Origin of the sequence: Parapedobacter flavus, from assembly GCF_035818675.1 — a bacterium.
Lineage (GTDB): Bacteria > Bacteroidota > Bacteroidia > Sphingobacteriales > Sphingobacteriaceae > Parapedobacter > Parapedobacter flavus.
Genome location: NZ_JAYKZZ010000006.1, coordinates 150,502 through 170,801 on the forward strand (window position 1 = coordinate 150,502; position 20,300 = coordinate 170,801).

Here is a 20,300-nt window from a genome sequence, read left to right on the forward strand (position 1 = left end):
AAATCATGAATCATTACATCTATACGATATTAATAGCTACGGTAACATTAACCGCCTGCAACGGCGCCAACCAACAAAGTAGCAACCATAACGGTGATGCGTTGTCCGACGACTCCCTCCTCACGCTCGTGCAGCAGCAGACATTCCAGTACTTCTGGGATGGCGCCGAGCCGGTCTCGGGCCTTGCGCGTGAACGTATCCACATCGATGGCGAATACGCGCAGAACGATCAAGAAGTCGTTACCATCGGGGGTAGCGGGTTCGGACTGATGGCCATCATCGTGGGTATGGAACGGGGGTTCATCACGCGCCAGGCCGGCGTAGACCGCTTTGAGAATGTACTCGACTACCTAGCGAAAGCCGACCGCTTCCATGGGGCATGGCCGCACTGGTTAGATGGCCCCACAGGTAAAGCTAAGCCGTTCAGCAAGAACGATAATGGCGGCGATATCGTTGAAACCGCTTTTATGGCGCAGGCGTTGATCTGCGTCAGGGAATACTTCCAGCAGGGCAATGAACAAGAAAAGCAATTGGCTGCACGCGCCGATGCCCTCTGGAAAGCCATCGAATGGGACTGGTATCGGCAGTATGGGCAGAATGTGCTGTACTGGCACTGGAGTCCCACAGCAGACTGGGCGGCAAACCACCCCATCCGGGGTTACGACGAATGTCTTATTACCTACGTGCTGGCGGCCTCGTCACCCACTTACGGGGTGCCTGCTGAAGTGTACCACGAGGGTTGGGCACGCGGGGGCGCCATCACCACGGATGCCGAGCGCTATGGCCATCCCATCATCCTCAAACACAACGTGCCGGATAGCAATGGGGTCGGACCGCTGTTCTGGTCACATTATTCGTACCTGGGCCTCGACCCGCGTGGCCTGAAAGATCAATATGCAGACTATTGGGAACTGAACCGTAACCACGCGCTTATCCATTACGACTACGCCATCGATAATCCAAAGGGCTACAAAGGGTATGGTTCACCTGCCGGTGGATGGGGGTTTACCGCGAGCTACTCGGTGAAGGGATATGCAGCACATAACCCCGATAACGACCGTGGAGTGATTTCACCGACAGCGGCCTTGTCATCGCTCCCCTATACGCCGGAACACAGTATGGAAATGATCCGCTACCTTTACGAAGAGCTTGGCGATAAAGTATGGGGCAAGTACGGTTTTTACGATGCGTACAGCGAAACGGAAAACTGGTACCCACAACGCTACTTGGCCATTGACCAGGGCCCCATCCCCGTCATGATCGAGAACCATCGAACGGGACTATTATGGGACTTATTTATGGGGGCACCCGAAATTCAGGTTGGGTTGCGGAAACTGGGGTTTGAAAGCCCGAAGATATAAGGATGGAAGGATAAGGATATGGATGGTATTTGGAAATATGTCCGGTTGCTTGCGGTAATCGGATGGATGCTTTGGGGTGGAATAGCCACGGCGCAGGCGCCCCGCACATACTGCAATCCGATAAATATCGACTACGGCTACACACCTATCCCCAATTTTTCGGAGTGGGGCTGCCACCGTGCCACGGCCGATCCGGTAATCGTAAACTATCAGGGCGACTACTACTTGTTTAGTACCAACCAATGGGGCTACTGGTGGAGCAGTGACCTGTCCGATTGGCATTTCGTGTCCAAAAAATTCCTCCGGCCGTGGAACGGTGATGTCTACGATGAGTTGTGTGCACCTGCCGTGGGTATCGTGGGCGATACCATGCTCGTGTTCGGGTCTACATACACCGATAAATTTACCTTGTGGATGAGCACCAATCCCAAAGCAAATGAATGGCAACCGCTGGTGGATTCCTTTTCCATCGGGGGGTGGGATCCCGACTTTTTCACCGACGATGATGGGCGCTTTTATATGTATAACGGTAGCAGCAACCGTTATCCGCTGTATGGGATTGAACTCAATCGGCAGACCTTCGAACCGATTGGCACACGCAAAGAGGTCTATTTTCTGGAAAGCTGGCGCTACGGCTGGCAGCGCTTTGGCGAATACATGGATAATACGTTCCTCGATCCGTTTATCGAAGGAGCACATATGACCAAACATGGCGGAAGATATTACCTCCAATATGCCGCCCCCGGTACCGAATTCAGCGGCTATGCCGATGGGGTGGCTGTTGGCGACAGCCCCTTAGGTCCGTTTATCACGCAGTCTGATCCACTTAGCTATAAACCCGGTGGTTTTGCACGTGGTGCTGGCCACGGGTCCACTTTCAAAGACAATGGCGGCAACTACTGGCACGTCGCTACCGTGGTACTGGGTGTCAAGAATAATTTCGAGAGGCGCTTGGGGGTTTGGCCGGCAGGCTTTGACGCAGATGGCGTAATGTATGCAAATACCGCCTTTGGCGACTATCCGCACTACCTGCCCGACGGACCTGCCGACCACCGGGAAAGCCGTTTCACGGGGTGGATGCTGCTCAATTACCAAAAGCCCGTTCAGGTGTCGTCCACGCTGGGCGCTGGTTACCCTGCGAATTACGCGGTCGACGAAAGTATGAAGACCTATTGGAGTGCTGCAACAGGCAACAAAGGCGAATGGGTGCAAAGTGACCTTGGTGAGGTGAGTACGGTGCATGCCGTGCAGGTCAATTACGCTGACCAGGATGTGGACAGCGCATTTCTTGGGAAAATGAATGGCATTTACCACCAGTACGTGTTGTCTTATTCGGAAGATGGCCGCAACTGGAGCGTGCTTGTTGATAAAAGCCGAAACCAAACGGATGTACCCCACGATTATGTGGAGCTCCCACAGCCGGTGAAAGCCCGTTATATCAAATTGGAAAACATACACATGCCAACCGGTAAGTTCGCCATCAGCGGCCTTCGGATTTTTGGTCGGGGACAGGGGAGCGAACCGGCGGCCGTCGATGATTTCATCATTATGCGCACGGAGAAAGATAAGCGCAGTACCTGGATCAAGTGGAGCCCAGTGGATGATGCCTATGCTTATAACATCTATACCGGGCTTGCTCCGGATAAACTGTATAATTGCATTATGGTGCACGGCGCCAATGAGTATTACTACAAAGCGATGGATAGGCAAAAGCCCTATTATTTTGCAATTGAGGCCATCAATGAGAATGGGATCTCCGCGAGGAGCGAGGTGAAACGGATTGATTAAAATAAGCAAGTCATGAAACAAATCTATCTTTTTTTCGTGTTATGTGTTTGTGGTACTGCCTTATGGGCGCAAACACCATCCAGCAAACCTTATAATGTCGTGTTCATCTTAAGCGATGACCATCGGTATGATTTCATGGGTTTCATGGATAAGGTGCCGGGGCTGGAAACGCCCAACATGGACCGCATGGCAAAAGAGGGCGCGCACCTTCGAAATGCATTTGTCAGCACCGCACTGTGCTCCCCCAGTCGGGCATCCATCCTTACCGGGCAATATGCACACACGCATACCATCGTGGATAATAACGCTCCCATGCCCCAGGGGCTCACTTTTTTCCCGCAATACATGCAGCAACAGGGTTACAAAACAGGGTTTTTCGGTAAATGGCACATGGGCCACGAAGGTAGCGGCAAGCAGCCCGGTTTTGACCAATGGGTAAGTTTTCGCGGACAAGGGGTGTATTACTCGCCGACCTTCAACATCAACGGTGAGGAGATCAAGCAGCCGGAAGGCAGTTATACCACCGACCTGCTTACCGATTATGCGCTCGATTGGCTCGAGACACTCGACCGCGACCAGCCGTTTTTCGTTTACCTGTCGCACAAGGGTGTGCACGCCGAGTTTAACCCCGCCGAGCGGCATCGCGGAAGCTACAAAGACATGCCCATTATCGTTCCCCCGTCGATGTACCTCACCGCTACCGATAGCAGCATGCATGTAGGCGTGGAGACACCCTATGACGGTCCCGTTAACTTAGATGGTATTCCCGATTGGGTGCGTAAGCAACGGTACAGCTGGCACGGCGTGGATCACATGTATGATGGAACGATTGCCTTTGAAGATTTTTACCGGCAGTACTGCGAGACGCTGCGCAGTGTCGATGAAAGCATCGGCAGTGTAATCAAATGGCTCGAACAAAAGGGATTAGCCGAAAATACACTCGTTATTTACATGGGCGACAATGGCTTCTTATTTGGTGAGCACGGACTGATTGATAAGCGCAATGCGTATGAAGCCTCCATGCGCGTGCCGCTGCTGGCATGGTCGCCCAAATTGATAAAACCACAAACGGAAATCGGCCAGATGGTGATGAACGTGGATATTGGTCCTACCATCCTCGATATTGCCGGTATTGAAAAACCGACGCAGATGCAAGGCTATTCCTTCCTACCGTTGCTGCAAGGAAACCAAATCGCCGGGTGGCGAAACAAAGTCTTTTACGAATATTATTGGGAGTGGGCCTTTCCGCAGACCCCAACGGTTTTTGCTATCCGCACCGACCGCTATAAATATATCTTCAATCACGGACTATGGGACACCAATGAGCTGTACGACCTGGAGACAGATCCGTATGAGATGAACAACCTCATCCGTGACCCGGAGTCGCAGGAAATGGCCGGACAGCTCAAACGGGAACTGTGGGACTGGCTGGAATCTACCGATGGTTTGCAGATTCCGCTTAAGAAAATTTACCAGAAACGTATTGACCACCGCTATCGCGGAACGTATTGAGGATGGCCTGCAAAAAGGAAGGATCCGAACATGAGGCGGTAAGGGAGGTTCAAAATTAATAGGGAAAAGATGAATGTGCGAACACAGGTCCCCTTGTTGGGGACAATCATGATGGTCGGTTTACCGACGCTGCAAGTAGAGGCACAATCAAGTGCAGAGATGGACCGTTTTATAGGTGGCCTGATGCAACAGATGACCATCGAGGAAAAGATTGGTCAGCTGAACCTGGTCACGGCAGGTGAAGTGACCACCGGGTCGGTGGTGAGCACCGGCGTGGAAGCCAAAATAAAAGAAGGAAAGATCGGCGGCATCTTCAGCATAACGACGCCTCAACGTATCCGTGCAGCGCAGGAGCTGGCTGTCAACCAATCGCGGCTCAAGATCCCATTGATTTTTGGCCTGGATGTTATCCACGGCTATAAGACCATCTTTCCCATTCCCTTGGGGCTCGCCGCTACATGGGACCTCGGCCTGATCGAGGAGACGGCCCGGATTTCGGCCGTGGAAGCATCCGCCGATGGGCTCAACTGGACGTTTTCGCCAATGGTCGACATTTCGCGCGATCCACGATGGGGGCGCATATCCGAGGGATCGGGTGAGGACACGTATTTGACCGCACGCATCGCTGAGGCAATGGTGCACGGTTATCAGGGCGATGACCTCGCCGCAGACAATACACTCATGGCCTGCGTGAAGCATTTTGCATTGTATGGGGCCGCCGAAGCCGGGCGCGACTACAACACGACCGATATGAGCCTGCACCGCATGTACAACGAGTACCTGCCACCATATAAGGCCGCGATCGATGCCGGGGCGGGGAGTGTGATGACATCGTTCAACGACATCAATGGGGTGCCGGCCACCGCCAACAAATGGCTGATGACGGATGTTCTTCGCGACCAATGGGGGTTCGATGGCTTGGTGGTAACGGATTATACGGCCATCAATGAGCTGGTGGCTCATGGCTTGGGCGATTTGCAGGAGGTTTCCGCACGTTCGCTCAAAGCGGGTGTCGATATGGATATGGTGGGCGAGGGGTTTCTCACCACACTGAAGAAATCATTGGATGAAGGCAAAGTACGCGAAGCGGACATCGATCGGGCCTGCCGACTCGTTTTAGAGGCGAAGTATAAATTAGGATTGTTTGATGATCCTTTCCGCTATTGCAATCCTGAACGCGCCGAAGCGGCTATTCTCCACCCGGGCCATCTGGCCAAGGCACGGGAGGCGGCCGGGAAATCATTCGTGCTGCTCAAAAATGACCAGCACCTGCTGCCGTTGAAAAAAACAGGTACCGTAGCGCTGATCGGTCCTTTGGCCAATACAGGTAGCAACATGCCTGGTACGTGGAGCGTAAGCGCCGACTTGGAAAACACACCTTCGCTCCTGGAAGGCATGCGGGAAGCGTTGGGTAACAGGGTCAACATCATCCACCACCAGGGGTCGAACCTGCTGGAAGACGCCAGCTACCAAGAGCGGGCGACGATGTTCGGCCGTACCATTCCGCGCGATGAGCGTCCGGAGGCCGACATCCTGGCCGAGGCGGTGGCCACCGCACAACAGGCCGACGTCATCGTCGCTGCCTTGGGCGAAAGCTCGGAGATGAGTGGCGAATCGTCGAGCCGCACGGATATCCGGGTCCCCGCCGTGCAACAGCGGTTGTTGGCGGAGCTGCTGAAAACGGGTAAGCCCGTCGTATTGGTCCTGTTTACAGGTAGACCACTTGTACTCACTTGGGAGCATGAAAACGTACCCGCCATCCTTAATGTATGGTTTGGCGGTACCGAAACGGGCAAGGCCGTGGCCGACGTGCTGTTCGGCGACGTGAACCCATCGGGCAAGTTGCCCGCCACATTTCCCCAGCACGTGGGACAGGTACCCTTATACTACAGCCATAAGAATACCGGCCGGCCGCTTGCCGAGGGGCAGTGGTTCGAGAAATTCCGCTCCAACTACCTCGATGTGAGTAACGAGCCGCTATATCCTTTTGGTTATGGCTTGAGCTATACCACGTTTGCCTATGGAGATATGGCCCTAAGCAGGGATACCCTACAGCCAACGGATACGCTCGAACTGAGCGTGGACGTGCGCAACACGGGCAATGTTGCCGGTGAAGAGGTGGTGCAACTCTATATCCACGATGTGGTAGGCTCGGTAACACGGCCAGTGAAAGAACTGAAGGGTTTCCAGAAGGTCCGATTGGAACCTGGCCAGTCGAAACGCGTGGTTTTCAGCCTGACGGTCGACGACCTGAAATTTTACAATGCCCAGTTGGATTATGTTGCCGAGCCCGGCGAGTTCGTGCTAGCTGTCGGCACGAACTCGCGCGATGTACAGGAGCGCCGGTTTGTATTGGCCGATTAAGGCGGGTTAATCCGGGTCGTTGCCGCCAAATATCATTTTGTTGGCCAGCAACGTCTCGTCAGGACTGATGCTGTGCGGCTTGCCCGGGTAAATTTCTGTGGTTACGGTGGCGCCAAGGTTACGCAAAACCGCCACGCTTTCTTCAATTCGGTGCAGGGGCACATGCGGGTCATCATCGCCCGATGTAATCAATACGGGCGTGCCTGCAAAGTCGCCCGCGTAGTTTTCCAAATCCAGTGATTCGCCAATCAAACCGCCTGTGAAGGCAACGATACCGCCATACGGTTGCGCATGGCGCGCAACGTATTCGAGTGCCAGGCACGCGCCTTGCGAGAAACCTACAAAATAGAGGTCCTGGGTTGGGATACCCTCCTGTTTCGCCGCTGCTACCGCCTCACCCACCAGCGCCAATGCCGAGTCCAAAGCAGGTTGATTGTCTGCAACGGGCGCGAGGAAGCTATAAGGATACCACGAGTTGTTGGTAGCTTGTGGTGCCAGCAGGAGTGCGTCATCGAGCTGGAGATGGCGAGCAAGTGAAAGTATGCCAGGGGCGGAGCTGCCCCGTCCGTGGAGCAGCACCACTGCCTTGCTGGCGTGTGCAGCCGATTTGCCGGCTCGTATGAGTTGTTTTTCGTGTGTATACATGGTTGTTAGTTGTTAATCCAATTGGGGTAGCACTTTTTCTAACTGTTCGCGGTGCGCTTCGTATTGGGCGGGCAGCTTTAATCCGCTGCCCAATTCGGCCACGGTCTCATCGGTGGCAAAGCCGGGGTTGTCGGTGGCGATTTCAAACAATACGCCACCCGGTTCGCGGAAGTAGAGCGAGTAGAAATAGTTACGGTCTATTTTTTCCGTGATGTGCAACCCTTGGGCAATCACTTTTTCACGGAAGTGCATCAAGGTAGCTTCATTCTTCACACGGAAAGCCACATGGTGTACCGAGCCACCGGCCACGAGCCCTTCGGCTTCACCGGGTGCTTCTACCAGATCGACCAGGGCCGCATGGTCCACCGCATCGGTAATAAACCGGTAGCGGTTTACCTCGTGTTGCAGCAGGCGGTACCCGAAGACGTCGGTGAGCACTCGGGCCGTCGCGTCTATCTTCTCCGTGGTGAGGGTCACGTGGTGGAAGCCACGTATGGCATGAGCCGCATCGACTTCATCGGTTGTCCACGGCGTACGGGTATCGGCTTTGCCGGGTACCGTAAGCTCGAACTTTAGCCCGTCGGGATCGAGCAAAGTGAGGTACTGCTCGCCGAACTTTTCTGCAGGGTTATTATAGATCACGTTGTTCGCTTCCAACCGGTTCTTCCAAAAATCAAGACTTCCTGCCGGCACGGTATAGCCGATTTCCGTAACCTGCCGCGTGCCGCGGCGGCCTGGTTTCACCCGGTTGCCCCAGGGGAAGAACGTCAGGATGGTGCCCGGTGTGCCTACTTCGTCGCCGAAATAGAAATGGTAGGTCTGCGGATCGTCGAAGTTGACCGTCTTTTTGACCATCCGTTGCCCCAGTACGCGGGTGTAGAAGTCGTAGTTACGTTTGGCATCGCTAGCAATGGCCGTGATGTGATGGATACCTAAGATGTTGTTGTCCATGATCGTGTTCCTTTCTTTGATTACAAAGATACGGGGGGCATTGTTCCCACACATTAATCTAGGACAAGAAAGCGGTTATGGTTTACACACCATCAACGGTGATGCGCCGGCGACCATCAGCAGTTGCCGTGACATGGATACGCACGGCGTCATCGGGCAGCAGATCCGCTATCTTCTCGGGCCACTCCACAAAACAATAGGAACCCGAGTAAAAATAATCTTCATAACCCAGGTCGTAAGCTTCCCGTTCCGACTTGATACGGTAAAAGTCAAAATGGTAGAGCGTACCCGCAGCACTATCGTATTCATTGACGATAGCAAATGTGGGGCTGGATGTGGCATCGACAACGCCGAGTTGCCTACACAGTTCGCTAATGAGCGTGGTTTTACCGGCACCCATGGCGCCGTAGAATAACCATACACGCCGGTCGCCCACCACAGCCAGCATCCGGCCAGCCGCTTCGGGCAATCCTTCCAAGGTTGGAACATCAATAACCATGGGACAAAAATACGGTTTTTGCTATTTCGAGGTATATGTGGCGAACGGAATGATCATTTCTTCCAGCGATATACCACCATGTTGGAATGTGTCGTTGAAATAATTGACAAAGTGATTGTAGTTATTCGGGTATACAAAATAAGAGTCGTCACGGGCAAAGATGAAACTGGAGCTAACGTGCAGCTTCGGTAGCATGGCATCGTGCGGATTCTTTACATGGAACACATCCTTGGCGATAAAATTGAGGTTTTTGCCTTGTTTATACCGCAGATTGGTGTTCGTGTTACGGTCGCCGATCACTTTACTCGCATGCTTTACACGGATGGTGCCGTGGTCGGTGGTGATGACCAGACGGACAGGTTTCTGGGCGAGCCATTTCAACGTGTCGAGCAGGGGCGAGTGTTCGAACCAGGATAGGGTAAGCGACCGGTAAGCCGCCTCGTCATTGGCCAGCTCACGGATCATCGCCATATCGGTACGCGCGTGCGATAGCATATCAACGAAGTTATAGACCAGCACATTGAGGTCATTGCCCATCAGGTTGCTGAGGTTTTCCGTTACGTCGCGACCCTGTTCAAGGGTTAGCACCTTCGTGTATGAATGCTTGCATTCCTTGCGGTAAGTGCGCTTGATTTGATCGGCGAGAAACTTATCCTCATGCAGGTTCTTGCCCCCTTCATCTTCGTCGTTTTGCCATAGCCCCGGGTGCTGGCGTTCCATGTCCAACGGCATCAGTCCGCTGAAGATGGCATTACGGGCATATTGCGTGGCCGTGGGAAGGATGCTGTAGTAAGTGTCTTCTTCTTCGAGCCGGAAGTAGTTGGTGATAACTTCATTGACGATGCGCCATTGGTCATACCGCAGGTTGTCGATCAGGAAGAAAAAAGTTGGCCGATTTTCCTGCAGCGTAGGGAATACTTTCTTGCGGAAGAGTTGGTGAGACATCACCGGGCCCGATTCGGGATCCTTTACCCATTGGAGGTATTTTTTTTCAATAAACTTGAAAAACTGCATGTTGGCTTCCGCCTTTTGCAAGGTAAGCACCTCGTGCATGCCGGCATCTTCTAGCTTTTCGAGCGACAGCTCCCAGTATACCAGTTTCTTATAAACGTCGGCCCACTGCTCGTAGTCCAGATTATCGTTGAGGATCATGCCCAGATTCCGGAAATCCTGTTGATAGGCCATGGACGTCTTCTCGCTAATCAACCGCTTGTTTTCCGTCAGCTTCTTAATGGTCAGCAGGATCTGCTTTGGATTTACGGGCTTGATGAGGTAGTCATCGATCTTGGAGCCAATGGCATCCTCCATCAGGTGCTCTTCTTCGTTTTTGGTGACCAGCACCATGGGCACTGCCGGATTGATGTTTTTCAATTCGGAAAGCGTTTCCAGCCCCGTGAGTCCGGGCATGTTTTCATCTAAAAACACCAGGTCATAAAATCCCTTTTTAAAAGCATCCACAGCGTCATTGCCGTTGGTAACCGTCTTTACGCCATACCCCTTATCGTTCAAGAGCATGATGTGGGGTTTTAACAAATCGATTTCGTCGTCTGCCCAAAGTATATTTGTTTCTTGCATGTTGGCTCGTCAAATGTATATCGCCTCGTGTAGTACGAGTACATAAATAAGGGCGAACTTAGTGAAAAGTTTGCCCCTATTGAGATTTTTAACATAAATTAACAGCGAGGTAACGTATCTTTGCGGGGTGTAAATGCGGCTGGCAGCGGACGCTGCCGCAAGGAAGGTAACGATTGAATAAAAAGAAGATAATAAACGATCCGGTATATGGGTTTATATCCATTCCCTCTGGTTTCATTTTTGACCTGATCCAGCATCCTTATTTTCAACGTTTGCGGTACATCAAACAGGTGAGTATGACGCACCTTGTGTACCCGGGCGCCCTTCATACCCGTTTTCAGCACGCCTTGGGTGCGATGCATTTGATGGGGCTTGCCTTGGAAACCCTACGCGGCAAAGGCGTAGCGATATCTGAGGAGGAAGAGGAAGCTGCATTGGTGGCCATCCTTTTGCATGATGTTGGCCATGGGCCGTTTTCGCACTCGCTCGAGCATACGTTGGTAGAAGGCGTATCGCACGAATGGCTCTCCTCACTCATGATGAATGAATTGAACGAGACAACGGCGGGCCGCCTCGATCTGGCCATCGAGGTTTTCAATAATCGCTACCCGAAGAAATTTCTATACCAGTTGGTGTCCGGTCAGCTCGATATCGACCGGATGGATTACTTAAGTCGCGACAGCTTTTTTACCGGTGTGGCCGAGGGGGTAATTAGCTTTGATCGCATCATAAAGATGCTGAACGTCGTCGACAACGAACTGGTTGTGGAGCAGAAAGGCATCTATTCGATCGAGAAATTCCTTATCGCACGGCGGCTGATGTATTGGCAGGTATACCTCCATAAAACCGTGCTTAGCGCCGAGCAGATGCTGCTTAAAATCTTGCAACGGGCCAAAGAGCTGTACGGCGTCGGCCATTCGCTCTTTGCATCACCATCGTTGGAACATTTTTTGCGCAACAAGGTAACTCGGCAGAATTTTACCGGCGATGCCCTGCATTTAGTGCATTTTTTGCGGCTTGATGATACCGATATATGGTCTGCCGTAAAAACGTGGGCACATCACAGCGATGGTATATTGCAGCGGTTGTGCGCTGGGCTTGTTGCCCGGTCGTTATACCATACCGAGCTGCATGCCGTACTTCCCGGTGAAGAACAGCTGGCGCAGTTGAGAGCGGAAGCGGTTAACCATTTTGACATTGACGGGGCCGATGTGGATTATTATGTATGGGTGCAGTCGATAGAAAACAGTGCGTATGAGCCTAACAATGGAACGATCAAGATTTTAATGAAAGATGGCAGCATACAAGACATCGCGGAAGCGTCCGACTTGTCTAATTTGGAGACCCTCTCGCGCAAAGTGCAGAAATTTGCCGTATCCTTTCCGAAAGAGTTGGTCCACACCCCATTATCAATACATTGATAATCAGTAAAAATTTGAATTATTACCGTTTAAACTTATACATTTGCAGATGCAATTTTCCGCACATCAAATAGCAACGCTCTTAAATGGTTCCCTTGAGGGGAATCCGGACGTGATGGTGGAGCAACTGGCAAAGATAGAGGAGGCCTCAAGTGGCTCACTCTCTTTTTTGTCCAATCCGAAATACGAGCAATATCTTTACACCACCAAAGCGTCGGTGATTATCGTCAATGACGATCTGAAATTGGAACGGCCGGTGTCGGGTACGATTGTGCGCGTGAAAAATGCGTATTCGGCTTTTTCGACTTTGTTGGAGTTATATAACAAGATGCGCCTGAATAAAACCGGCATTGAGGAGCGCGCGTTTATTGATGAAAGTGTCAAAATTGGCGAAGATGTGTATGTGGGCGCGTTTGCTTATATTGATCGCGGCGCCGTAATAGGCGATAGGTGTAAAATTTATCCAAACGTTTACATCGGTGATAACGTGAAAATCGGTGATGATACCACCCTTTTTCCGGGTGTATCGGTTTATATCGATTGCGTAATTGGCGAACGGGTCATTATCCATTCCGGGACGGTGGTGGGTAGTGATGGGTTTGGATTTGCCCCCCAGGAGGATGGTACATACAACAAAATTAGCCAGATTGGTAACGTGATCATCGAGGACGATGTGGAAATCGGTGCCAATGCAGTAATCGATCGCGCCACGATGGGCTCAACCATTATACGGCAAGGTGTAAAGTTGGATAATCTGATTCAGATTGCGCACAATGTAGAGATCGGCCAGCATACCGTTATCGCGGCCCAATCGGGTATCTCAGGAAGTACCAAGATTGGCCGGAATGCCGTGATTGGCGGGCAAGTGGGGGTGGTAGGCCATATCAGCATTGCCAGCGGGAGTCAGATCCAGGCGCAATCGGGCGTGAACCGTACCATCGCCGAAGAAGGGAAGAGGTGGTCGGGTACCCCGGCAACACGTTACAATGCGCAGATGCGTTCGCAGGTGGTGTATTCGCGCCTGCCAGAGCTGGAGCGCCGGCTGGAAGAGTTGGAACAACTATTATTAACAAAAGAAATATCGAAATAAAACAGGCTTAAGTACGCCTTTTTGCGAATAAGCCAATTGACAGAGATGAACGTAAAGCAACGCACAATCAAATCAGAAATCGTCATTTCAGGGGTGGGGCTCCATACGGGAAAGCCTGTAACCATGACCTTAAAACCTGCACCAGAGCATCATTGGTACAAATTTAGGCGGGTCGACCTCGAAAACCAACCGATGGTACTTGTAGACGCTGAAAACGTGTCGGATACCTCGCGGGGCACGACGATATCGCAAAACGGAGCCCGTGTAAGCACCATTGAGCACCTTATGGCGGCACTGGTAGGCCTTCAGATCGATAATGTACTCATCGATATTGATGGACCCGAGGTGCCCATTATGGATGGTAGTTCGGCACCTTTTGTAAAAGCGATTGAGGACACAGGGTATGTAGACCAGGGCGCTGATCGCGACTACTACGAAATACCACACAACATACACCATACCGAACCAGACCGGAAAGTGGAGATGGTAGCCATGCCGCTCGATGGATACCGGTTTACCTGCATGATTGATTTCAATTCGCCGGTATTGGGTAGCCAACACGCCTCCATCAGTAATATCGACGAATTTCCGAAGGATATTGCCTCGTCACGAACGTTCTGCTTCCTCCACGAACTGGAGGCCTTGCTGACGAACAACCTGATAAAAGGGGGCGATTTGAACAATGCGATTGTGGTGGTAGATAGGGAAGTGAGTAAGAATGAGCTGCGCCATTTGGCCAAGCTTTTCAACCGCGACGATATCGATGTGGCCAAGGAAGGGATATTGGACAATATCGAGCTCCGCCACCAGAATGAACCTGCCCGCCATAAGCTGTTGGACATGATTGGCGACCTCGCCTTGGTAGGTCGGCCCATCAAAGGCCATATCATGGCCGCACGGCCGGGGCATGCGGCTAATGTGGCTTTCGCTAAGAAAATAAAAGCGCAGATCAAGAAAGAAAAGAGCCGTAAGTATGCCAAGGTGTATGACCCGAATATGCCCCCGCTTTACGACACGGTCCAGATCATGGACATTCTGCCGCACCGGCAGCCGTTCTTGATGATCGACAAGATATTGGAACTGACCAAAACGCATGTGGTGGGGCTGAAAAACGTCACCATGAACGAGGATTTATTTCTGGGTCATTTTCCCGGTGCACCCGTTTTTCCGGGCGTATTGCAGATCGAAGCCATGGCGCAAACCGGTGGCGTGTTGGTGTTGAGTACGGTTTCTGACCCCGAAAATTACCTGACGCTCTTTTTGAAAATCGAAAATGCACGGTTTAAAGCACAGGTAAACCCGGGGGACACGATTATTTTCCGCTGTGATCTGCTGGAACCGATACGCCGAGGCATTGCCCAGATGAAGGGCGTAGGCATGGTTGGCGAGAAAGTGGTGGTAGAGGCCGAGCTGATGGCCCAGATTGTAAAAGTTAAAGAGGGGCAAGCGTCATGATACAGCCGTTAGCATATATACATCCCCAAGCCAAGATTGCGGGCAATGTGGTCATCGAGCCTTTTGTAACCATCCATAAGGATGTGGTTATCGAAGAGGGTACGTGGATTGGCTCCAACGTGACCATCATGGACGGTGCCCGCATCGGTAAGAACTGCCGGATTTTTCCGGGGGCCGTTATTTCGGGTATCCCGCAAGACCTCAAGTTTGATGGTGAAGAAACCACGGCAGAAATCGGCGATAATACCACGATCCGCGAGTGCGTAACGGTAAACCGGGGCACCAAGGATAAATGGAAAACCGTAATTGGCAAGAACTGCCTGATCCAAGCATATAGCCACATTGCGCACGACTGCATCGTGGGCGACAATTGTATTTTTTCGAATAACAGTACCTTAGCAGGGCACATTACCGTGGGTGATTTCGTGGTGCTGGCTGGCATGGTGGCTGTACACCAGTTCTGCCACGTGGGCTCGCACGCCTTCATCGCTGGAGGCTCGCTGGTCCGCAAAGATGTGCCGCCTTTCGTAAAGGCAGCGCGCGAGCCGCTTGCTTATGTGGGTATCAACTCGGTAGGACTAAGGCGACGGGGGTTCTCGTCTAGCCAAATCAACGAAATTCAGGATATTTACCGCGTCCTATTTGTCAAGAACAACAACTTGACCAAGGCGTTGGACATCATCGAAGCGGAATACAAGCCAACAGAGATTCGCGACGAAATACTCGATTCCATCCGGAACTCCAACCGCGGGGTAATGAAAGGATTCGGCCAAAGTAAGGGCGTACTGTAAGCCATGGAAATCATTCTGGAAGACATCGGCAGGCGGTTTAACCGCGATTGGGTCTTTCAGCACGTAAATTATCGGTTTACCGCCGGGGCAAGTTATGCGGTATTAGGGCCCAATGGGTCGGGTAAATCCACCTTGCTGCAGGTCGTTTCTTCGGCCTTAACGCCGTCTGCTGGCCAGCTGGCGTACCAACGGGATGGGAAAGTCATCGATATCGATCAAGTTTACCAATACGTGTCGATTGCAGCGCCTTACCTTGAATTGATCGAGGAATTTACCCTGGCCGAACAAATCCGGTTTCATTTTACCCATAAGGCGTTTCTAAACGGTTTCAATGAGCAGTCGCTGATTGAATATCTCGGGCTTGGGCAGGTGAAAGACAGGCAGCTGCGGCATTTTTCGTCGGGGATGAAGCAGCGCGTAAAATTGGGCTTGGCGTGCTGTGCCGATGTGCCGATTATGTTGCTGGATGAACCAACGTCCAACTTGGATGAAGACGGGGTAGCGTGGTACCTGCAATTGGTGGCGCAAACCCGCGCCGAGCGGCTATTGTTGGTTTGCTCTAATCAAGAGCGGGAATATAGCTTCTGCGACCACAAGATAACGATTACTGATTATAAGGCATGATCTTTTATAAGATAATACTTCCGTGCGTGGTGTTTATTGCTGTGTTAACCGCTACGGCTTATAACAGCCTATGTCAAGAAAATGAATCGGCGGCTCGTGCAAACGAGTTGACGGAACTCGTCTACGATCGGTTTGGGGTGGAGGGGTCGCCGTTGCTGCGCGAAAACTATCCGGACGACCGTACCTATCGTGCCGACTACCTGGCGGAGGGAACCGAAGGGTCGTCCAACGCCTATTCCTACTTATGGCCATATTCGGGAATGCTCTCGGCGGCGACTGCCCTGTTTGAAGCCACGGGAAACCACCATTACCTCGAGCTCGTGGACACCCGGATATTGCCGGGCCTGGACCATTACTATGACGATAGCCGATTGCCGGCGGGCTTCGCCTCGTATGTGCGGAGCGAGGGGCTTTCCGACCGATTTTATGACGATAACATCTGGTTAGGCATCGATTTGGCCGAACTTTACCTGTCGTCCGGTAAAACGCGGTACCTCGACAGAGCAAAGGTAGTTTGGGCGTTCGTTCAAAGTGGTGAGGATGATGTGCTTGGCGGCGGTATCTATTGGTGCGAGCAGAAAAAGACATCCAAAAACACCTGCTCAAACGCGCCTGCGGCGGTGTTTGCCTTCCGGATGTTCGAGGCTACCGGAGACAGCACGTACTTCGAAGCCGGCAAGCGTTGGTACGACTGGACCAAGCGACACTTGCAAGATCCTGCGGATGGCTTGTATTGGGATAACGTTAACCTTAAAGGCAGGGTAGACAAACGGAAATATCCCTATAACAGTGGTCAGATGCTGCAAAGTGCCGTGTTGCTGTACCGGTTTACACAAGATAGCAGCTACCTGCACGATGCGCAACGTATTGCCGCGAGCGGTTATCAGTATTTTTTCGAAGCGTTTACGCCCGCCGGTGGCGAATCGTTCCGTTTGCTGAAACGGAGCAACAACTGGTTTATCGCCGTGATGATGCGTGGGTATGTCGAACTGTACCGTGCAGACGGCAACGAACGCTACTTAAATGCCTTTCGGGCAAACCTGGACTATGCATGGAGCCATGCGCGCGATTCCGACGGGCTGTTCGGTAAAAATTGGAATAGCGTGGATGAAGGATCGCGTAAATGGCTGCTCGACCAAGCGGCTATGGTAGAACTATATGCGCGGGTAGCCGGCTTTTAGTTACCTTCCAAAGTCGTCTTGCACCCGAACGATATCATCCTCATCCGATGGATTTCCGGCGTCCGTATGTTGCCATATTTCTGCCAACACCCCCCACTCATCCAAGCCAACGAGGCGATGGCGTTCCCCTTGGTTAAGCCGTATCACGTCGCCCGGGTTGAGGAGCTTTAACTCATGTTCCTCATCGCTATCGCTCGTTACCACACCGACCACACCGCGTACCACTTGCCAGATTTCCGCACGGCGGTGGTGGTATTGCCACGAGAGGCGTTTGCCTGGGGCAACCACGAGAATCTTCGGACTCAGTTTCCCTGAAATTTTCAGTTCTTGCACATCGAGCCCATTGAAATACGTGTTGGCGAATTGCTGGGCTTGCGACTCCTCGATCACGAAGAAGCCACCCCAGGGCCGGGTTTGGTCTTGTTGTACCACTTGAAAGCCTTGTTGGTTCAATACACCTTCTATTTCGTTGAAAAGCGCTTCCTTTGCTTGGTATGTCATTGGTTATCTATTACGTAGTTAAGTTAATACGTTGCTTTTTCGGGGTGTTCACTAAAATCGCAGCCGCACCCTTTCGAGCAGGATTGCTTTCCTTTGAGGGATTTCCGGGTACGCCGGATTAAAAAAATCAAAGCCGCCACAAAGAGGACGCTGATCACAATATGCTGAATAGTGATGGGATCCATATTATTTCAATAGTTGGTACGCCACTAGCGCGGCAAGGTACGCAAATCCAGTCATAAATGCCAACTGGATTATGGTCCATTTCCACGAGTTGGTCTCCTTACGCACAATGGCAATGGTACTCATACACTGCATAGCAAAGGCGTAGAACAGGAGCAGCGATATGCCCGAAGCGAAATTGTAGGCAGGCTTGCCCGTACGAGGGTTGATTTCGCTTGCCATACGCTCCCGGATGGTCAGCTCATCATCGGTGCCGCCCAAGCTGTATACGGTAGCCATGGTGCTCACAAACACTTCGCGTGCTGCAAACGAGGCAATCAGTCCGATACCCATTTTCCAGTCGTAGCCCAAGGGCTCAATGGCGGGCTCGATGGCCCGTCCCAACGTACCAAGGAAGGAATACTCGAGCTTTTGCGATTGGACTTCGTTTTCCAGTTCTTCCGCAGACATGTTCGGGTGCTCGACCTGCGCCAGCTGCTCGGCATTGGTAAACCGGTCGCTTACACCAAAAGAACCCAACACCCATAAAACGATACTGATGGCCAGAATGATTTTACCCGCACCCCACACAAAGCCCATGGTTTTTTCCCATACATGGAAACCGACATTCCGCAAAACGGGAAATCGATAAGTGGGCATTTCCAAGACGAGGAAACTCTTGTAATTCGATTTGAGCCACCATTTGAGTAACCAAGCACTGCCTAGGGCCGCCAACAGCCCCAACACGTACATGCCAAACAATACGAGCCCTTGTAGGTCTAGCCCCAACACGCGCGTTTGGGGGATGACCAGCCCGATGATGACAATATAAATAGGGAGCCGTGCAGAGCAGGTCATGAAAGGGGTTACCAATATCGTAATCAGTCGCTCCTTGTCGTTTTCGATGGTACGGGCAGACATCACGGCGGGAATGGCACAGGCAGCGCCCGACATCAAGGGCACCGCGCTTTTGCCGCTTAGCCCGAACGGTTTCAGCCACCGATCCATCAGGCAAACCACCCGACTCATGTAGCCCGATTCTTCCATCAATGCGATAAAAATGAACAAGATGGCAATCTGTGGAATGAAGATAACGATGCCGCCGATACCCGCAATGATCCCATCGGTTAGCAGCCCATTGATAGGGCCGGGAGGCAGCCCGTTGGCCGTGGTGCTGGCCAGCCAGGCAAACCCGCTGTCGATGGCGTCCATGAAAGGGCCAGACCACGTGTAAATCGCTTGGAAGATAAGCAGCAGGAGCCCGAAGAAAATAACATATCCCCATACGGCATGCATAAGCCATCGGTCTAACCGTTGGCTGAAATGCGCCCGTTTTTTTGCCGGGTCTTTGATGATACCCAATAGGTCCTTGTCCAGTTTGGCATGCCGAGCCATTGTTTCCTGGATTTGCAATCGATGCGGATTGAGTCCATATTCATTGCGGATGGATTCAATCGCCTGGATTTGCGTGATATCGCGAGCGGTGTGGTGCTTTTGAGAAAGGGCTAACCACGCGAGGTAGTCGTTTCCTTCATCCGTTTGGGCCTTGACCTGTTGGACGGCACCGTGGTATTCATCAGGGATACTGAACGATGGCGCCATGCCGTCGGGCTTACCTGGTAGCGCCGCCTTCAATGCATCAATCCCTTTGCCTGAGCGTGCATCGGTAAGGATAACCGTCGTGGCCAATAACTTTTCCAGTTTGTGCGTATCGATGGAAAGCCCTGCACGCTCGGCTTCGTCGGCCATGTTGACCACGAAGATGGCCGGAACACCCATGTCGCGTATTTGCTGGTAGAGGAATACCGCCCGTTTCAGGTTGAACGGGTCGCCAATCACGACAGCCAAATCCGGATGGTTGGGGTTGGTCTTGTCGGCCAGTACATCATACACCACCTGCTCGTCTAACGACGAGGGATGGATGCCATAAGCGCCCGGTAAATCGATGACGTGGTATTTGGTGGTGCCGTCGGTGAAACTGCCTGTTTTTTTCTCTACCGTGATGCCCGGGTAGTTGCCTGTTTTTTGACGTAACCCGGTTAGCTTATTGAATAAAGTAGACTTACCCACGTTGGGATTCCCTACCAACGCAATTTTCGTTTCCGTCATGATGATAAGGGTTCGATGAGGATGAGGGCGGCTTCAGTACGCCGTAATGCGATGCCGTTGGGGTTGCCGTTGATGTGCAGGCAAACCGGACCGCTTAACGGCAAACGTTGTTTCATGGTAAAGGTAACACCGGGCAATAGCCCCATTTCGTAGATTTTGAGCGGGATTTCGCCTTCGACGTAGCCGATGATGGTCGCTTTTTCTCCCTTCCGCAAGTGGCTTATGGTTTTATCGTGAACAATGGTATGCATAGCAATAAATAATCCCCAAA

Annotated in this window: 18 protein-coding genes; 10 read left to right on the forward strand and 8 right to left on the reverse strand. The window is 52.1% G+C overall.

The genetic code is table 11. The annotated features are described in order from the left end of the window. The first annotated feature begins 5 nt into the window (after window positions 1-5). From U9S71_RS06375 to bglX, 4 genes are all read left to right on the forward strand, one after another. Entirely contained in the window at window positions 6-1,361 is a 1,356-nt protein-coding gene (locus tag U9S71_RS06375; protein ID WP_326326103.1) for a glucoamylase family protein, read from the forward strand. 18 nt (window positions 1,362-1,379) lie between these two features. Beyond that, entirely contained in the window at window positions 1,380-3,149 is a 1,770-nt protein-coding gene (locus U9S71_RS06380) for a family 43 glycosylhydrolase (protein WP_326326104.1), read from the forward strand. Between the two features lie 12 nt (window positions 3,150-3,161). Further along, on the forward strand, window positions 3,162-4,661 hold the full coding sequence (locus tag U9S71_RS06385) for a sulfatase family protein (protein ID WP_326326105.1): 1,500 nt from the start codon (window positions 3,162-3,164) through the stop codon (window positions 4,659-4,661). 108 nt (window positions 4,662-4,769) lie between these two features. Beyond that, window positions 4,770-7,025 carry a beta-glucosidase BglX gene (gene bglX, locus U9S71_RS06390; RefSeq protein WP_326326224.1) on the forward strand — a complete coding sequence of 752 codons (2,256 nt, stop codon included), beginning with the start codon at window positions 4,770-4,772 and terminating at the stop codon, window positions 7,023-7,025. Between the two features lie 6 nt (window positions 7,026-7,031). Here bglX and U9S71_RS06395 read toward each other — a convergent pair whose 3' ends face one another. The 4 genes from U9S71_RS06395 to porX all read right to left on the reverse strand — a co-directional run bounded on the left by U9S71_RS06395 (window position 7,032) and on the right by porX (window position 10,695). Next, complete coding sequence (locus U9S71_RS06395) at window positions 7,032-7,670, reverse strand: alpha/beta hydrolase (protein WP_326326107.1); 639 nt, start codon at window positions 7,668-7,670, stop codon at window positions 7,032-7,034. A gap of 12 nt (window positions 7,671-7,682) precedes the next feature. Then, complete coding sequence (locus tag U9S71_RS06400; protein WP_326326109.1) at window positions 7,683-8,621, reverse strand: ring-cleaving dioxygenase; 939 nt, start codon at window positions 8,619-8,621, stop codon at window positions 7,683-7,685. Window positions 8,622-8,703: 82 nt separating this feature from the next. Next, window positions 8,704-9,120 carry a tRNA (adenosine(37)-N6)-threonylcarbamoyltransferase complex ATPase subunit type 1 TsaE gene (gene tsaE / locus U9S71_RS06405; protein ID WP_326326111.1) on the reverse strand — a complete coding sequence of 139 codons (417 nt, stop codon included), beginning with the start codon at window positions 9,118-9,120 and terminating at the stop codon, window positions 8,704-8,706. A 21-nt stretch (window positions 9,121-9,141) separates the two neighbouring features. Continuing rightward, window positions 9,142-10,695, reverse strand: coding sequence for a T9SS response regulator signal transducer PorX (porX, locus tag U9S71_RS06410; RefSeq protein WP_326326112.1), 1,554 nt, complete (start codon window positions 10,693-10,695; stop codon window positions 9,142-9,144). A gap of 173 nt (window positions 10,696-10,868) precedes the next feature. On the opposite strand from porX, the gene U9S71_RS06415 reads away from it, so the two are divergent. From U9S71_RS06415 to U9S71_RS06440, 6 genes are all read left to right on the forward strand, one after another. Continuing rightward, window positions 10,869-12,116: an HD domain-containing protein gene (locus U9S71_RS06415; RefSeq protein ID WP_326326113.1), complete on the forward strand. Its 1,248-nt coding sequence runs from the start codon at window positions 10,869-10,871 to the stop codon at window positions 12,114-12,116. Between the two features lie 49 nt (window positions 12,117-12,165). After that, window positions 12,166-13,206: a UDP-3-O-(3-hydroxymyristoyl)glucosamine N-acyltransferase gene (gene lpxD, locus U9S71_RS06420; RefSeq protein ID WP_326326114.1), complete on the forward strand. Its 1,041-nt coding sequence runs from the start codon at window positions 12,166-12,168 to the stop codon at window positions 13,204-13,206. 45 nt (window positions 13,207-13,251) lie between these two features. Next, the gene (locus U9S71_RS06425; protein WP_326326115.1) at window positions 13,252-14,661 is read left to right on the forward strand and encodes a bifunctional UDP-3-O-[3-hydroxymyristoyl] N-acetylglucosamine deacetylase/3-hydroxyacyl-ACP dehydratase; all 1,410 of its coding nucleotides are present in this window, start codon (window positions 13,252-13,254) and stop codon (window positions 14,659-14,661) included. After that, window positions 14,658-15,452 carry an acyl-ACP--UDP-N-acetylglucosamine O-acyltransferase gene (gene lpxA / locus U9S71_RS06430; protein WP_326326117.1) on the forward strand — a complete coding sequence of 265 codons (795 nt, stop codon included), beginning with the start codon at window positions 14,658-14,660 and terminating at the stop codon, window positions 15,450-15,452. Before U9S71_RS06425 ends, lpxA begins: the two co-directional genes overlap by 4 nt. 3 nt (window positions 15,453-15,455) lie before the next feature. After that, entirely contained in the window at window positions 15,456-16,076 is a 621-nt protein-coding gene (locus U9S71_RS06435; RefSeq protein ID WP_326326119.1) for an ABC transporter ATP-binding protein, read from the forward strand. Between the two features lie 107 nt (window positions 16,077-16,183). Continuing rightward, window positions 16,184-17,257: a glycoside hydrolase family 76 protein gene (locus tag U9S71_RS06440; protein ID WP_326326120.1), complete on the forward strand. Its 1,074-nt coding sequence runs from the start codon at window positions 16,184-16,186 to the stop codon at window positions 17,255-17,257. Here the strand turns inward: U9S71_RS06440 and U9S71_RS06445 are convergent, their stop codons facing one another. Genes U9S71_RS06445 through U9S71_RS06455 form a run of 4 tightly spaced genes read right to left on the reverse strand, consistent with a single transcriptional unit; the run spans window position 17,258 to window position 20,280 of the window. After that, window positions 17,258-17,758: a cupin domain-containing protein gene (locus tag U9S71_RS06445; protein ID WP_326326121.1), complete on the reverse strand. Its 501-nt coding sequence runs from the start codon at window positions 17,756-17,758 to the stop codon at window positions 17,258-17,260. It abuts the gene before it with no gap. A 23-nt stretch (window positions 17,759-17,781) separates the two neighbouring features. Next, the gene (locus U9S71_RS20990) at window positions 17,782-17,943 is read right to left on the reverse strand and encodes a FeoB-associated Cys-rich membrane protein (RefSeq protein ID WP_436410304.1); all 162 of its coding nucleotides are present in this window, start codon (window positions 17,941-17,943) and stop codon (window positions 17,782-17,784) included. Between the two features lies 1 nt (window position 17,944). Beyond that, entirely contained in the window at window positions 17,945-20,029 is a 2,085-nt protein-coding gene (feoB, locus tag U9S71_RS06450) for a ferrous iron transport protein B (protein ID WP_326326123.1), read from the reverse strand. Then, window positions 20,026-20,280, reverse strand: a complete 255-nt coding sequence (locus U9S71_RS06455; protein WP_326326124.1) for a FeoA family protein — start codon at window positions 20,278-20,280, stop codon at window positions 20,026-20,028. The genes feoB and U9S71_RS06455 overlap by 4 nt, the downstream gene beginning before the upstream one ends. Between the last annotated feature and the right edge of the window lie 20 nt (window positions 20,281-20,300).

Excerpts from the sequence above, each read along its gene's own strand:
- U9S71_RS20990 (WP_436410304.1), bottom strand. The coding sequence starts at position 17,943 with ATGGATCCCATCACTATTCAGCATATTGTGATCAGCGTCCTCTTTGTG.
- U9S71_RS06385 (WP_326326105.1), top strand. The coding sequence starts at position 3,162 with ATGAAACAAATCTATCTTTTTTTCGTGTTATGTGTTTGTGGTACTGCC.
- feoB (WP_326326123.1), bottom strand. The coding sequence starts at position 20,029 with ATGACGGAAACGAAAATTGCGTTGGTAGGGAATCCCAACGTGGGTAAG.
- bglX (WP_326326224.1), top strand. The coding sequence starts at position 4,770 with ATGATGGTCGGTTTACCGACGCTGCAAGTAGAGGCACAATCAAGTGCA.
- U9S71_RS06375 (WP_326326103.1), top strand. The coding sequence starts at position 6 with ATGAATCATTACATCTATACGATATTAATAGCTACGGTAACATTAACC.
- porX (WP_326326112.1), bottom strand. The coding sequence starts at position 10,695 with ATGCAAGAAACAAATATACTTTGGGCAGACGACGAAATCGATTTGTTA.
- U9S71_RS06445 (WP_326326121.1), bottom strand. The coding sequence starts at position 17,758 with ATGACATACCAAGCAAAGGAAGCGCTTTTCAACGAAATAGAAGGTGTA.
- U9S71_RS06380 (WP_326326104.1), top strand. The coding sequence starts at position 1,380 with ATGGATGGTATTTGGAAATATGTCCGGTTGCTTGCGGTAATCGGATGG.
- lpxD (WP_326326114.1), top strand. The coding sequence starts at position 12,166 with ATGCAATTTTCCGCACATCAAATAGCAACGCTCTTAAATGGTTCCCTT.
- U9S71_RS06435 (WP_326326119.1), top strand. The coding sequence starts at position 15,456 with ATGGAAATCATTCTGGAAGACATCGGCAGGCGGTTTAACCGCGATTGG.
- U9S71_RS06455 (WP_326326124.1), bottom strand. The coding sequence starts at position 20,280 with ATGCATACCATTGTTCACGATAAAACCATAAGCCACTTGCGGAAGGGA.
- U9S71_RS06425 (WP_326326115.1), top strand. The coding sequence starts at position 13,252 with ATGAACGTAAAGCAACGCACAATCAAATCAGAAATCGTCATTTCAGGG.
- tsaE (WP_326326111.1), bottom strand. The coding sequence starts at position 9,120 with ATGGTTATTGATGTTCCAACCTTGGAAGGATTGCCCGAAGCGGCTGGC.
- U9S71_RS06395 (WP_326326107.1), bottom strand. The coding sequence starts at position 7,670 with ATGTATACACACGAAAAACAACTCATACGAGCCGGCAAATCGGCTGCA.
- U9S71_RS06400 (WP_326326109.1), bottom strand. The coding sequence starts at position 8,621 with ATGGACAACAACATCTTAGGTATCCATCACATCACGGCCATTGCTAGC.
- lpxA (WP_326326117.1), top strand. The coding sequence starts at position 14,658 with ATGATACAGCCGTTAGCATATATACATCCCCAAGCCAAGATTGCGGGC.